The organism is Bacillus sp. es.034, from assembly GCF_002563655.1.
Taxonomy (GTDB): domain Bacteria; phylum Bacillota; class Bacilli; order Bacillales; family Bacillaceae_B; genus Rossellomorea.
Genome location: NZ_PDIY01000001.1, coordinates 1,663,657 through 1,676,713 on the forward strand (window position 1 = coordinate 1,663,657; position 13,057 = coordinate 1,676,713).

Here is a 13,057-nt window from a genome sequence, read left to right on the forward strand (position 1 = left end):
GGTAGAATCGGAATGATCCGTACCTGGTACATTTTTAATTTAATGCGGTCTTTAATCTTTCCAGTCCGTCCATCAGCGTTTCACGTGGACATGCGATGTTCATGCGGACGAAGCCTTCCCCGCCGGGACCATATTTCGTACCCGGTTCCAATGCAAGTTTCCCTTTTTCTAATAGTCTACTTTTCAGTTCATCATCGGATAGGTTCAACTTCGTGCAATCGATCCAGAGAAGATACGTCCCTTCTGCTTCCACGACTTGCAGCTGGGGCAGGTGCTCTTCAATGAATTCCTTCGTGACGGTTACATTTTCCTGGAGATAATTCAGGATCTCTTCTAGCCATTGTTCTCCGTGGCGGTAGGCTGTTTCCATTCCAATGATGCCGAATGTATTGAGAGTAAAGAAGCCCTGTTTTTTATGGATGCCTGCGATCTTTTCCCTGATTTCGGCATTGGGGGTGATCATGGCTGAAGCCTGTAATCCTGCCAGGTTAAAGGTTTTGCTCGGTGCAATGCACGTAATTGTCATATCCCGGAAGGTATCATCCAGAGAGGCGAGGGGGATATGCGTATAATGTTTATAAACCAGATCAGAATGGATTTCATCTGAAACAATCAAAACGTTGTACTTGTGACATAATTCAGCCATTTTGATCAGCTCTTCTTTCTTCCACACCCGTCCGCTCGGATTATGAGGGTTGCACAGAAGGAATAGCTTCACACCTGTTTTAAGGGATTCTTCAAAGGCATGAAAGTCGATGGAATATCTCCCTTCGTGATAATGCAGGCGGGCATTGACAATTTCCCTGTCATTATCCTCCACCAGGCTGAAAAAAGGAGTATAGACTGGAGATTGGACAAGTACTTTGTCCCCGGGATCAGTGAGTGCCTGAATGATCGTGGATATAGCGGGAACGACTCCGGGGCTGTATTGCAGCCAGGTTGTATCGATTTCCCAGCCGTGTCTCTTTTGAACCCAATCTTTTATGCTGGCCGCTGTTTCATCCCCTACAAACGTATAGCCGAAGATTCCATGCTTCAGTCTGTTCCCGAGAGCTTCCAAGACGGCCTCAGGTGGAAGGAAATCCATATCTGCCACCCACATAGGCAGGACATCGTCTCTCCCGAACACGGTTTTCGTGAGGTCCCACTTAACGGAGGAGGATCCTTTACGGTTGATGATTTCTTCAAATCTACTCATTATTCTTTCCCCTTTCGATTATGTATGTGTAAGTATCATCATATGATGGAAACGAAAAAGATGAAAATGATATGTCTTCCCGTTAGTCATTTGATTCCGATTCCAACACAAGAAAAAAAGGGACTTCTCCCTACGTTTCAGTGAGAAGCGTCTGGGAAAGTCCTTTTTGAAATAGAGGCTCTGTCCTGGCCTCATCCGATACTTCATCTGAGGATACGGAAACAAATGAATGAATATTCTCCAATACTTCCTTTGGTTTTTCTTCCGGTACAAGATGCCCCGTCTCTTTCAAGACGACGAGTTTCGAGTTGGGGATATCCTGATTCAGCCGTTCTCCCGTTGATAAAGGTACCACCCTGTCATGTTCTCCCCAAACGAGGAGGCAGGGTGTTTGGATATTTCGCAGGTCATTCACCGATAGATCTCCTTCGCGGTCCCGGATCATCCTTGTCAGTGCTTTAAAAATATCATCCTCCAGGAAAGGTTTCAAATATCCAAACATCATTTCATCGTCAATCATGGTAGAGTCATGCACGACGTTTTCAAGATTATTCCGGATCCCAGAGCGAGTTAGCCATAGTTTCACGTAAAGATGGAAAAAAGGGATGTGACTCAGCATCGTGACAGGCCAATTCATCCGCTTTAGATATCCTGAACTGCAGAGCAGGACGCCTTTTTTTACTAAGTCAGGGGACTTTTTCATGACATTCAAGGCGATCTGCCCACCCATGGAATGACCCGTCAAGTGGATATTGCTTACGTTCAGACGGTCTAGTAAGGTGATGACCGTATTGGCAAGATTGTCGTATGAATAAACGAAGCTGTTATGTTTCCCGCTGTTGCCAAAGGGAGGAAGGTCGATGGAAATGACATTATAATGTTCTTTCAAAAGAGGTGTAAGCCGCCTGAAGCTGAAGGTGGATGACAGGAAACCATGAAGAAGGACGAAGGTCTCTCTGGCAGTGGGATGTTCATGATATTCAAAGTAAACATTGGTACCGTTCACCTCCACCACTCTGGAGAAATCGTTTTCCTGCATTTTTCCTCACTCCTTTCTGGTTTGATTATAGTTATTTTACCCCCAATTCCGTATTTCACACCTTGATTCGATCGTTCTGACATATCCATTCCCTTTAAGGGGGAAAATAGGTTGACTCTTTTCATATACGTGACTTCTGATATAATGAAACCATTTAGTGGTGATGAGGAGGAAGCAGAATGCAACTGAGAGAAATGGAGCTTGATTTAGTAAGGATTCTACAGAAGGATGCAAGGATTTCGACAGAAGATTTAGGGAAAATGCTTCAAGTGCCGGCAAAGGAAATCGAGGAAGCGGTCGTAAAGCTTGAAAAAGCGAATATTCTTGTCAGATACAGCTCGATTGTTGACTGGTCGAAAGTGGAAGGCCATGAAGGAGTGACGGCCATGATCGATGTGAAAGTCGCTCCGAAAAGAGGGGTGGGCTTTGATGAAGTGGCTCACCGGATTTACCGGTATAAAGAAGTGAAAAGCGTCTACCTGATGTCAGGGGCGTACGACCTTTCCGTGACGGTGGAAGGGCGGTCCATGCATGAAGTGGCAACATTTGTGTCTGAAAAGCTCTCCACCCTGGATTCTGTCTTATCAACGACCACACATTTTCAATTGAAGAAATATAAGCATGATGGAACGATCTTCGGTGATCATGGAGAAGATAGAAGAATCGTGGTGTCACCATGACAACAAAGACATCGTACATAGCTCAATCCGTTAAGAATTTAAAGCCTTCAGGAATCAGGAAATTCTTCGATCTTGCTGCCAATATGGAAGGGGTCATTTCCTTAGGCGTTGGGGAGCCGGATTTCATCACCTCCTGGACGGTGAGGGAAGCGGCGATTCTTTCCTTGGAACAAGGATATACCTCTTATACTGCGAATGCGGGACTTCTCGAGTTGAGGGAAAAGATTGCCCGGTATATGAAAGAGGGGTACTCGGTTGATTATGATCCGAAAACGGAAATCATCGTGACGGTGGGAGCTTCACAGGCACTTGATATCAGCATGAGGGCCATCATCGATCAGGGAGATGAAGTGATTATCGTGGAACCGGGCTTCGTTTCGTACGTTCCCCTTGTCCAATTGGCGGGAGGAGTGCCGGTAACCGTCGAAACCAAACCGGAAAATGGCTTCAAGCTCACAGCTGAAGAACTCGAAGCTGCCATCACACCAAAAACAAAAGCTGTGTTGCTTTGTTCACCGAACAATCCGACAGGGACGGTCCTTGAAAGGGGAAATTTAGAAAGTCTGGCTGAAGTGATCCGGAAGCATGATCTCGTCGTCTTATCAGATGAAATTTATGCGGAGCTTGCCTATGACCACCACCATGTATCAATCGCTTCCCTGGAAGACATGAGAAAAAGGACCATCGTCATCAACGGCTTCTCGAAAGGGTTCGCCATGACGGGCTGGAGGCTCGGCTATATATGCGCCCCTGAAGAGATTGCTTCATCCTTATTGAAGATCCATCAGTACGCCATGATGTGTGCGTCGACCCCTGCACAATATGCAGCAGTCGAGGCACTGGATAAAGGGATGGACGATGTGATGGAAATGAAGAGAAGTTACCGTCACCGCCGTCACTATTTTGTCGACTCCCTGAACGAATTAGGATTAACATGCCACACCCCGGGAGGAGCGTTCTATGCCTTTCCTTCCATTCAAAAGACGGGAATGTCTTCAGGGGAATTTGCAGAAAAGCTCTTGATGGAAGAGAAAGTGGCAGTTGTGCCCGGTAATGTATTCGGGAAAGGTGGAGAAGGGTTTATCCGTTGTTCTTATGCATCGAGCATGGAGCAGCTGCAGGAAGCTGTGAAACGGATGAAGCGGTTTGTGGAGAATCACAGTTAATGAATTAGGTATACATTGAAGGATGCCTGGCACACGATTCCCGGTTGGTGCCAGGCATCCTTATAAATGCGCAAAAAAATAGGACGATACCATGATCGTCCAACAAATGAAAACAAAAGGGGGAATACTTAGAAAGCTTATTTTTAGTATGACCCCTTTTTTGTTTCTCTATACATCTTTATTAAAAAAGTTTTTATGAATCTTGTGTTTCATACTTCAATTCATATAGCATTTGCATCACCCTTAGAAAATCCTCTTCTGAGAATTCCTTGGCCTTGCGAAGGATGAGCTTCGTCCGCTTGGGACCCAGTTCTTTGATCAACTGCTCCATTTCTGCATCTATTCCTGCAGGTGGATGGTCTTTCACTTCCCGTTCCATAAGCTCGGAAGCAGGAATATCGAGAACAGTGGAAAGCTTAAGGATGGTTTGGGTATCGGGTATCTGCAGATCGGATTCATATTTCTCAATCGTTTTTGTTCCCAAACGGGCCCGTAAAGCAAGCTCTTGTTGAGATAATTTACGCTCTTCCCTTACTCGTTTCAGATTTTCACCAAAATGAGACATAGCTATATTCCCTCCTCTTAAATGACTTCCTTCTATCTTTAGTTTATCACCAATTGGAAAAAATTAGCCCGGTAACCCGTGAACAAAATGTTACATAAATAAAAGGTCCGTCCCTCATGGTGGGGGACGGACCTTCATTCATTAGGATATGAAAACGAGTATGATCGCTACTGGTACGATGTAGCGCAGGAGGAAGATCCAGCTGTTGAATAATCCTCTGGAGATGGATGAACCGGATTGAAGTTCAGTCCAGACATCCTCCCGTTTCAACCGATAGGATACGAAGATGGAAATGAGTAATGCACCTACAGGCAATCCGAAGTTACTCGTTATATAATCAGCGAAATCGAAGAAGTTCTTGCCTCCGATAAGAAACTCATCGAATACACCAAATGATAGAGCGCTCGGGATTCCCGCAATGAAAACGAGGATCCCGATCAGCCAAGTAAACGGCACTCGTTTGTTCTGATTCCCCTTGGACAAGGCAGCGACCCCGATCTCTAAGATGGAGAAAGCCGATGTCAGGGTGGCAAACAGTAACAGGATAAGGAACACGGTTAAGAATATCCCACCGAATGCAATCTCATTGAAAACGGCAGGAAGGACCACAAAGGCAATCCCGGGTCCTTCATCAGGTTTGAAGCCGAGTGCATACACGGCCGGGAAGATCACCAGACCCGCGAGCAGGGAAATAAAGATATTCAGACTTGAAACACTGATGGCGGACCTGGGCATGCTGTCTTCTTTGGATAGATACGATGCATACGTCACCATGACGGATAGACCCACCGTTAAAGCAAAGAATGCTTGTCCCAGTGCGAGGAGGACCGTCTCTCCATTCAAATAACTCCAATCAGGGAGTAGCAGGAAGCGTACACCTTCCATCGCCCCATCCAATGTCAGGGACCTGACCACCAGAATAATAAATAATATGAATAGTGCAGGCATCATATAGCGACTGGCACGTTCGATCCCTTTCTGAATCCCGCCCTGTACGACAAGAATCGTGATGACGATGAAGGCGAACTGAGCGATCAGAACTTCTTTTGGATTCGCTATGATGCTTTCAAACAGAGCGCCATATTGTTCTTGCGATTTTCCTATCAAAGAGCCTGTCACACTTCTTGCCAAATAGGAAAGAATCCATCCTCCCACCACACTATAAAAGGATAAGATGATGAACGATACCACCGTTCCCAAATAACCGATCCAGTGCCAACGGGAATGAGGGGCCAATATTTTATAAGAAGTAACAGCATCCGCCCCGGCGCGCCTTCCAATGACAAATTCAGCGAGAAGGATGGGGGTCCCAATTAAAACGGTAAAAAGTATAAAGAGCAAGAAGAAAACACCCCCGCCATTCGCACCGGCCATATAAGGGAATTTCCAAATCGCACCCAAGCCGATGGCAGACCCTGCAGCTGCCAGGATAAAGCCTATCTTAGAAGTCCATTGATCTTTCTTGGCCATACGTAAGATCCCCCTTTCAAAAATTAAGATTTTTCAATCGTACTATGTTTTAGTACCTCTGTACACCGGATTTTTAAATTTTCAATAAATGGGGTATAGGACATGTAATGGTATGAATGAAGAAAGAATAGCACCGCATTTCCATTTATTATGAGTGAAAACGCTTAAAAACATTACTTTTCAACTAATTTTTAGAAAAGAAGTCAAAAACAAGGCAAATAGACTGGAAAATTTCTGAATATGTAGTATACTAATTGTAACAAAACGTTCACAAATTATTCTTTTTTTCGCCACAATTGAAAGCGTTTACTACAAAAATGGAGGAATTGAAATGGATGTCTTTCTAGTATACCTATTCGTCGCAACGGCAACTCCACTTTTTCTTTGGGTCGAACATCGTAAATGGGCGGTCCTTCACATCCCATTTGTTATAGCCTTATGGTCAGTGTTTATCTATTATGTAGCGGTACCGGAACTCGGAGGATGGGGACATGTAACCCTATGGAGTCTGTTCGTGGCTAATCTTGCATTCGCACATATCGCAGCCTTCATGTTATATGCCGTTCCATTTATCCAAAAGCAAAGAAAGAAAAAATCGACGACTGTCAAGAACTTTTAGTCTGACCCGTATTTCATTGGGTTGGGCTTTTTTTTTGCACTGAGGATGATTTCATGTAATCGGACGGAAGACTGAAAATATATAATAGAAGGAGAGAGGTATTGGAACATCCTGCAACTAAAACAAAAGGCACCGCAACGCACCGGTTTCACTCTGTTTTAATAAAATGAATTATTGGGAAGCATAACTAGTGAGAAAGCAAATATAGACGGATTGTAGGATGTATATGAATGAGGGTAAAGAAAATCCCTTTGCTGAATTCGCGATTCTATGATATAATCTACAATTGCGTGTAAAGACGAAAAATAATATATATACTAGGAGTGTTACCATGACTACAAAATTCGAAACAGGAACTGTTGTAACAGGTAAAGTTACAGGCATTCAACCATACGGTGCATTCGTTGCACTTGACGAAGAAACTCAAGGATTAGTTCATATCTCTGAAATCACTCACGGATTTGTTAAAGACGTTAGTGAGCACCTTTCAGTAGGCGACGAAGTAAAGGTTAAAGTATTATCAGTGGACGAAGCAGCTGGTAAAATCAGCCTTTCTATCCGTGCTACAGAAGAAGCTCCTGCTCAACAAGCGAAGCCGGCAGCAGCGAAAAAGCCTCGCCGTCAAGGTCAAGGAAGTGTGAAACAAGCAACTGAAGAAACAACTCCAGCAGGTTTCAACACTCTTAAGGACAAGCTTGAAGAGTGGATTGAGCAATCAGAACGTCAAGATCTAATCAAGAAATAATAGTACCAGGTAAAAGACTGTCCATTCGTTAGGCAGTCTTTTTTTGTTTTTTTACACTCCAGTTAATTTCTTTTATAATAGAGGTTTTACCTATATCGTATCGAAAAAGTATTACAGAAGGTGAATAGGGAAGGTGGCAGGAATTGAAAGAGAAAATCAGTGATCTAATAGCCTGGGATGAATGCCCTCACGTTCTTTATGCCTATCAAGATAGAGAATGTTACTTAAATAATGCGATAACCTATACACTTGATGGGATTGATATGGGAGGAACTGTCCTTTTGATTGAAAACGAGATGCTTTAAAGAAAAGTCACGGGCACCTCATGTCAGATGAAGATATTGTGACCTCGAAAATATATAGTAAGCAAATTAGATAGTGACAAGTAAGATGGTCCTCAAAATGTTGGGATCATCTTTTTTTATATGAACGTTGTCATATGATGAGAGGATTCATCATAAATTAACGAAAAATAAAGAATTTTACAACAATATACTTGTCCGTACCTCCTAAATGACATATAATGAAAAATGAAAGCGCTTAACTAAATAAAAATACATAAAATCGGGAGGAACTTAGATGCTTTATAATAATCCGAATACAGAAGGTTCGTTGGTCCAATTCAAAGACAAGTATGAGAACTTTATCGGTGGGGAATATGTTCCGCCTGCAAGCGGGGAATATTTTGAAAATGTATCTCCTGTAACGGGCCAAGTATTCACCAAAATCGCCCGTTCAAATAAAGACGACGTAGAAAAGGCATTGGACGCGGCTCATGCTGCGAAAGACGCATGGGGGAAAACGTCTGTAGCAGAAAGAGCCAATATCCTGAACAAAATCGCCGATCGCATGGAAGAGAATCTTGAAATGCTTGCGGTAGCTGAAACATGGGATAACGGGAAGCCGGTCCGTGAAACGATGGCTGCTGACTTACCGCTCGCGGTCGATCATTTCCGCTACTTCGCAGGATGCATTAGAGGCCAGGAAGGATCACTTGGAGAAATCGATAACGATACGGTTTCTTATCACTTCCATGAGCCGATCGGGGTTGTGGCCCAGATCATTCCTTGGAATTTCCCGATCCTGATGGCGGTATGGAAGATCGCACCTGCCCTTGCTGCAGGAAACTGTGTTGTACTGAAGCCGGCAGAGCAGACGCCTGCGTCCATCATGGTACTGGTTGAACTGATTGAAGACCTGCTGCCAAAAGGTGTTCTGAATGTGGTACAGGGATTTGGAGTGGAAGCAGGTAAGCCACTTGCACAAAGCAAGCGCGTTGGGAAAGTGGCCTTCACGGGTGAAACGACAACCGGCCGCCTGATCATGCAATATGCTTCACAAAACATCATTCCTGTTACATTGGAGCTTGGTGGGAAATCACCTAATATCTTCTTTGAGGATGTTATGGATCAGGATGATGACTTCCTTGATAAAGCAGTCGAAGGGTTCGTCATGTTTGCCCTGAATCAAGGAGAAGTGTGTACCTGTCCTTCAAGAGCCCTGATCCAGGAATCCATCTACGATAAGTTCATGGAGCGTGCGATTGAGCGGGTGAAACAAATCAAGCAGGGGAATCCGCTGGATACGGACACGATGCTTGGTGCCCAGGCTTCTCAGGAGCAATTGGATAAAATCCTTTCTTATATTGAAATCGGAAAAGAAGAAGGGGCAGAAGTATTGATCGGTGGAGAGCAGAATAAACTCGAAGGCGATCATGAAGCAGGATTCTACGTGAAGCCGACCGTTTTCAAGGGCGACAATAAAATGCGTATTTTCCAGGAAGAAATCTTTGGGCCTGTTGTTTCCGTGACGACGTTCAAGACGAAGGAAGAAGCCCTTGAAATCGCCAACGACACTCTTTATGGTCTTGGTGCGGGTGTGTGGACGCGTGACATGAACACGGCTTACCGTTTCGGAAGGGAAGTTCAGGCAGGACGCGTATGGACCAACTGCTACCACCAATATCCGGCACATGCAGCATTCGGTGGCTACAAAATGTCCGGAATCGGTCGTGAAAATCATAAAATGATGCTGTCACACTATCAACAAACGAAGAATTTACTAGTCAGCTATAGCCCCAAAGCGTTAGGATTCTTCTAAAATGGAACAGCGACTAGAGGCGACAGAACAAGCCCTCCAGCTGATCGAAACGTTAAAGGGAAAGCATGGTGCCCTCTTGTTTCATCAGTCCGGTGGATGTTGTGATGGCAGTTCCCCTATGTGTTTGAGTCAAGATGATCTGATCATCGGTGACAGTGATGTATTGGTAGGTACTGTAGCCGACTGTCCTTTCTATATGAACGAGCAGCAATATGAATATTGGAAGCATTTCCGGATCATATTGGATGTGAGGGAAGGCAGAGGGGGAGTATTCTCCCTGGAATCCACGGAAGGCGTACGATTCATTACAGATTCTAAATTGATGAAGGTTTAAAATGTACATTTTTAGAGGCAGCCTGTTTTACAGGTTGTCTCTTTTTTTTGAGAAGTATCAACCGTCCTACATAAAACGTCAAATTTCACCGCCGCCAAACAACGCCAACCGCCACTTTACAACCCAACAAAAAAACCACTTCCTTAAAAAGAGAAAGCGGTCTCCAACCAATCAAAACGAATTCCGCTCGATCCCGTATTTCCGTATCCGGTACTGTAGATTCTGTCTGCTCATACCCAGTGATTTCGCGGTCTTGGTGATATTGAAGTCATGGTATTTCAATGCCTTCTGAATATAATAGGTTTCGGCTTCCTCTATGAAAATCTCCAACGGCTTGATTTCCGTGCCTGATTGATAGAGGAATTCCGATCCATCCTGGCTTTCATCATCTGTCACGCTATGTTGGATCCTCTGCCTGAATCCGAAAGGCAGATGCTTGTATCCAATTTTTTCCTCAAACCCTACGAGGTTGAATGCCCCTTCCATGACATGCTCAAGCTCCCGTACATTCCCCGGCCAGTCATACTGTTGGAAAATCTCCCGCACTTCGTCGGATATCCCCTTGATATTCATGGCAAAATGATGGTTGAACTGGTTAATGAAATAATCCACAAGCTGGGGCAGATCTTCTTTTCTCGAACGGAGAGAAGGAATGAAAACGGACACGATGCTCAGACGATAATACAGGTCCTTCAATAACCGCCCTTCTGCAATGGCGTCGATCGGATCCTCATTAACCGTTGCCATCACCCTGACGTCAAATGGAAGGTCCGTCCCTCTTGAGAGGAAGTTTAACAGTTTCTCTTGAAGGGAAGGGGTTAATGAGTTGATTTCGTCGAGGAGGAGAGTCCCTCCCTGTGCCTGTCGGAAGAGAGAGGGGCGGTGATGTTCAGGGTCTTTCCCCTCACTCATGTCGTGAAAAAGAATTTCTTCAAGCATGTCATCACGCAGAGAAGAGCAATTCTGGGTGATGAAGGGACGGTTGGCACGGGCGCTGTCGTTGTGGATGCTTTGGGCGAACAGTTCCTTTCCGGTCCCGATTTCGCCGCAGATCAAGACAGGGTAAGAGGTCCGCGTCGCCTGTTTCCCTGTTTCGACAGCGTCCTCGAGACGAGGATGATGCCCTATGATGCTGTCGAATGTGAAGAAGCTGCTGGGCTTTTTATGTATATGATCCCTCATCACCTTCTCGAGTTTGGTGATGTCCCTGGCAATTTCGATGGCTCCGATCAACACTTCATCGAGAAAAATCGGGAACGTGTCATTCATCGTCGTGATTTCGATTCCGTTCATATTAAAGTAAGTCTGCTTGACATTGAGGGTAGGTTTATTTGTTTTCAGCACCTTTAAAAGGGTGCTTTCTTCCTCGGAGTGAAATTGAAAAACATCCAGCAGATTTTTATCGAGGACGTCTTCAATGTCCATTCCTTCGATTTCACGCATCTTGCGATTGTAGATGATGGTTCTCCCGGCAGAATCGATGACATGGACGCCTGATTCGAGATGTTCAGCGACTTTTTCATACATATACAATCGTTTTTCGGATTCCAACATGCTGTTTCTCTCCTCTTATAAATCTATTGTTCTTATTTATTTCCCTTACTGACACGGATGAAATCAAGCCCCCATCTCATCGGGAATCGCAAAAAGAGTGGAATGATAAAAAATTTTAAAAAAACTCTTGAAAAACGCAACTATCTTTTGCATTATTATAAATGTAAGGGTTTTCGAAATGCAAATTTTTTTTGCATGCTTGAGGAGGAAGATAAATACAATCTTTCTTTAAGGGGGCAGACCGGATGATTTTCTGCTTCACCTTCAAGTGAAAACAACAACAGTAACACGCAAAGAGTGAAAACGGGAGGGGCCTTTGAATACAGGGGCTCCATCCTTTTATAAAAAAGATAAAGGTTTAAAATAGGTAAGGAGGAATCAGTATGACAGTAAGTACGCATTCGATCATTGAACAAACAGAAAAGTATGGTGCCAAAAATTATCTTCCACTTCCCATCGTTATTTCAGAAGCGGAAGGTGTATGGGTGAAGGATCCTGAAGGCAATAAGTATATGGATATGCTCAGCGCCTATTCAGCGGTCAACCAGGGACATCGTCATCCCAAGATCATCCAGGCGTTGAAAGATCAGGCAGACCGTGTGACACTGACGTCACGTGCGTTCCATAATGATCAATTGGCACCTTGGTATGAGAGAATCTGTAAGCTGACGGGTAAAGACATGGCTCTTCCGATGAATACAGGTGCCGAAGCTGTGGAAACGGCGATCAAGACGGCTCGCCGCTGGGCGTATGATGTGAAGGGTGTTGCTGAAAACAGCGCTGAAATCATCGCTTGTAACGGAAACTTCCACGGCAGGACGATGACAGCTGTGTCCCTTTCTTCAGAAGAGGAATACAAGCGGGGCTTCGGTCCGATGCTTCCGGGAATCAACCTGATTCCTTACGGGGATCTGGACGCATTGAAAGAAGCGATCACACCAAACACAGCGGCGTTCCTCATCGAACCGATCCAAGGGGAAGCAGGAATCGTATTCCCTCCAAAAGGATTCCTGAAAGCGGCTTATGAATTGTGTAAGGAGAATAATGTCCTTTTCATTGCAGATGAAATCCAGGCAGGGCTGGCCCGTTCCGGAAAAATGTTTGCATGTGAGTGGGAAGATGTCAATCCTGATATGTACATCCTTGGAAAAGCACTGGGAGGGGGAGTATTCCCGATTTCATGTGTGGTTGCAGATGAAGAAGTGCTTGGCGTATTCAATCCAGGTTCCCATGGCTCGACGTTCGGTGGGAATCCGATGGCATGTGCGGTTTCTGTAGCGTCCCTAGATGTATTGATCGATGAAGATCTTGCTGGCCGTTCCCTTCAAATGGGAGAATACTTTATGAGTAAACTTCGTGAGATAGATAATCCTATGATTAAGGAAGTTCGTGGAAGCGGATTATTTATCGGGGTGGAATTGACAGAACCGGCCCGCAAATACTGTGAACAACTGAAAGAAGAAGGACTGCTTTGTAAAGAAACGCATGATACAGTCATCCGTTTTGCCCCGCCGCTGGTCATCTCACAAGAAGACCTCGATTGGGCCATCGAAAGAATCAAAAAAGTACTGTCTTGATAGAATAGGC

Annotated in this window: 13 protein-coding genes; 8 read left to right on the top strand and 5 right to left on the bottom strand. The window is 44.6% G+C overall.

Annotation, left to right across the window (positions count from 1 at the left end):
- Nucleotides 1-34: 34 nt before the first annotated feature.
- Together ATG71_RS08385 and ATG71_RS08390 are read right to left on the bottom strand one after the other, a co-directional pair.
- Nucleotides 35-1,198 (bottom strand): MalY/PatB family protein, encoded by a 1,164-nt coding sequence (locus ATG71_RS08385; RefSeq protein ID WP_098439214.1) that lies wholly within the window; start codon nt 1,196-1,198, stop codon nt 35-37.
- Nucleotides 1,199-1,328: 130 nt separating this feature from the next.
- Nucleotides 1,329-2,237: an alpha/beta fold hydrolase gene (locus ATG71_RS08390; protein WP_098439215.1), complete on the bottom strand. Its 909-nt coding sequence runs from the start codon at nt 2,235-2,237 to the stop codon at nt 1,329-1,331.
- Between the two features lie 179 nt (nt 2,238-2,416).
- Here ATG71_RS08390 and ATG71_RS08395 point away from each other — a divergent pair, with 179 nt between their 5' ends.
- Together ATG71_RS08395 and ATG71_RS08400 are read left to right on the top strand one after the other, a co-directional pair.
- Complete coding sequence (locus ATG71_RS08395; protein ID WP_098439216.1) at nt 2,417-2,917, top strand: Lrp/AsnC family transcriptional regulator; 501 nt, start codon at nt 2,417-2,419, stop codon at nt 2,915-2,917.
- Complete coding sequence (locus ATG71_RS08400) at nt 2,914-4,083, top strand: aminotransferase (protein WP_098439217.1); 1,170 nt, start codon at nt 2,914-2,916, stop codon at nt 4,081-4,083. Before ATG71_RS08395 ends, ATG71_RS08400 begins: the two co-directional genes overlap by 4 nt.
- Nucleotides 4,084-4,276: 193 nt before the next feature.
- Here the strand turns inward: ATG71_RS08400 and ATG71_RS08405 are convergent, their stop codons facing one another.
- A complete protein-coding gene (locus tag ATG71_RS08405) occupies nt 4,277-4,648 on the bottom strand; it encodes a helix-turn-helix domain-containing protein (RefSeq protein WP_079533547.1) in 372 nt (123 codons plus the stop codon).
- 141 nt (nt 4,649-4,789) lie between these two features.
- Complete coding sequence (locus tag ATG71_RS08410; protein ID WP_098439218.1) at nt 4,790-6,118, bottom strand: sodium-dependent transporter; 1,329 nt, start codon at nt 6,116-6,118, stop codon at nt 4,790-4,792.
- Between the two features lie 331 nt (nt 6,119-6,449).
- Between ATG71_RS08410 and ATG71_RS08415 the strand changes: the two genes are divergently transcribed.
- The 5 genes from ATG71_RS08415 to ATG71_RS08430 all read left to right on the top strand — a co-directional run bounded on the left by ATG71_RS08415 (nt 6,450) and on the right by ATG71_RS08430 (nt 9,916).
- The gene (locus ATG71_RS08415; protein WP_098439219.1) at nt 6,450-6,737 is read left to right on the top strand and encodes a spore morphogenesis/germination protein YwcE; all 288 of its coding nucleotides are present in this window, start codon (nt 6,450-6,452) and stop codon (nt 6,735-6,737) included.
- Nucleotides 6,738-7,068: 331 nt separating this feature from the next.
- The gene (yugI, locus tag ATG71_RS08420; protein ID WP_098439220.1) at nt 7,069-7,482 is read left to right on the top strand and encodes a S1 domain-containing post-transcriptional regulator GSP13; all 414 of its coding nucleotides are present in this window, start codon (nt 7,069-7,071) and stop codon (nt 7,480-7,482) included.
- A gap of 143 nt (nt 7,483-7,625) precedes the next feature.
- Nucleotides 7,626-7,787, top strand: a complete 162-nt coding sequence (locus tag ATG71_RS23345; protein WP_179886496.1) for a hypothetical protein — start codon at nt 7,626-7,628, stop codon at nt 7,785-7,787.
- 274 nt (nt 7,788-8,061) lie between these two features.
- The gene (gene adh / locus ATG71_RS08425; RefSeq protein WP_098439221.1) at nt 8,062-9,582 is read left to right on the top strand and encodes an aldehyde dehydrogenase; all 1,521 of its coding nucleotides are present in this window, start codon (nt 8,062-8,064) and stop codon (nt 9,580-9,582) included.
- Between the two features lies 1 nt (nt 9,583).
- The gene (locus ATG71_RS08430; RefSeq protein ID WP_098439222.1) at nt 9,584-9,916 is read left to right on the top strand and encodes a DUF779 domain-containing protein; all 333 of its coding nucleotides are present in this window, start codon (nt 9,584-9,586) and stop codon (nt 9,914-9,916) included.
- A 171-nt stretch (nt 9,917-10,087) separates the two neighbouring features.
- Here ATG71_RS08430 and ATG71_RS08435 read toward each other — a convergent pair whose 3' ends face one another.
- Nucleotides 10,088-11,470 carry a sigma-54 interaction domain-containing protein gene (locus ATG71_RS08435; protein WP_098439223.1) on the bottom strand — a complete coding sequence of 461 codons (1,383 nt, stop codon included), beginning with the start codon at nt 11,468-11,470 and terminating at the stop codon, nt 10,088-10,090.
- Nucleotides 11,471-11,853: 383 nt separating this feature from the next.
- Here ATG71_RS08435 and ATG71_RS08440 point away from each other — a divergent pair, with 383 nt between their 5' ends.
- Nucleotides 11,854-13,047, top strand: coding sequence for an ornithine--oxo-acid transaminase (locus ATG71_RS08440; protein ID WP_098439224.1), 1,194 nt, complete (start codon nt 11,854-11,856; stop codon nt 13,045-13,047).
- The last annotated feature ends 10 nt before the right edge of the window (nt 13,048-13,057 follow it).

What these genes read in the sequence shown, in the direction of transcription:
- ATG71_RS08385 (WP_098439214.1), bottom strand. Translation starts at nt 1,198, where the DNA reads ATGAGTAGATTTGAAGAAATCATCAACCGTAAAGGATCCTCCTCCGTT.
- ATG71_RS08390 (WP_098439215.1), bottom strand. Translation starts at nt 2,237, where the DNA reads ATGCAGGAAAACGATTTCTCCAGAGTGGTGGAGGTGAACGGTACCAAT.
- ATG71_RS08395 (WP_098439216.1), top strand. Translation starts at nt 2,417, where the DNA reads ATGCAACTGAGAGAAATGGAGCTTGATTTAGTAAGGATTCTACAGAAG.
- ATG71_RS08400 (WP_098439217.1), top strand. Translation starts at nt 2,914, where the DNA reads ATGACAACAAAGACATCGTACATAGCTCAATCCGTTAAGAATTTAAAG.
- ATG71_RS08405 (WP_079533547.1), bottom strand. Translation starts at nt 4,648, where the DNA reads ATGTCTCATTTTGGTGAAAATCTGAAACGAGTAAGGGAAGAGCGTAAA.
- ATG71_RS08410 (WP_098439218.1), bottom strand. Translation starts at nt 6,118, where the DNA reads ATGGCCAAGAAAGATCAATGGACTTCTAAGATAGGCTTTATCCTGGCA.
- ATG71_RS08415 (WP_098439219.1), top strand. Translation starts at nt 6,450, where the DNA reads ATGGATGTCTTTCTAGTATACCTATTCGTCGCAACGGCAACTCCACTT.
- yugI (WP_098439220.1), top strand. Translation starts at nt 7,069, where the DNA reads ATGACTACAAAATTCGAAACAGGAACTGTTGTAACAGGTAAAGTTACA.
- adh (WP_098439221.1), top strand. Translation starts at nt 8,062, where the DNA reads ATGCTTTATAATAATCCGAATACAGAAGGTTCGTTGGTCCAATTCAAA.
- ATG71_RS08430 (WP_098439222.1), top strand. Translation starts at nt 9,584, where the DNA reads ATGGAACAGCGACTAGAGGCGACAGAACAAGCCCTCCAGCTGATCGAA.
- ATG71_RS08435 (WP_098439223.1), bottom strand. Translation starts at nt 11,470, where the DNA reads ATGTTGGAATCCGAAAAACGATTGTATATGTATGAAAAAGTCGCTGAA.
- ATG71_RS08440 (WP_098439224.1), top strand. Translation starts at nt 11,854, where the DNA reads ATGACAGTAAGTACGCATTCGATCATTGAACAAACAGAAAAGTATGGT.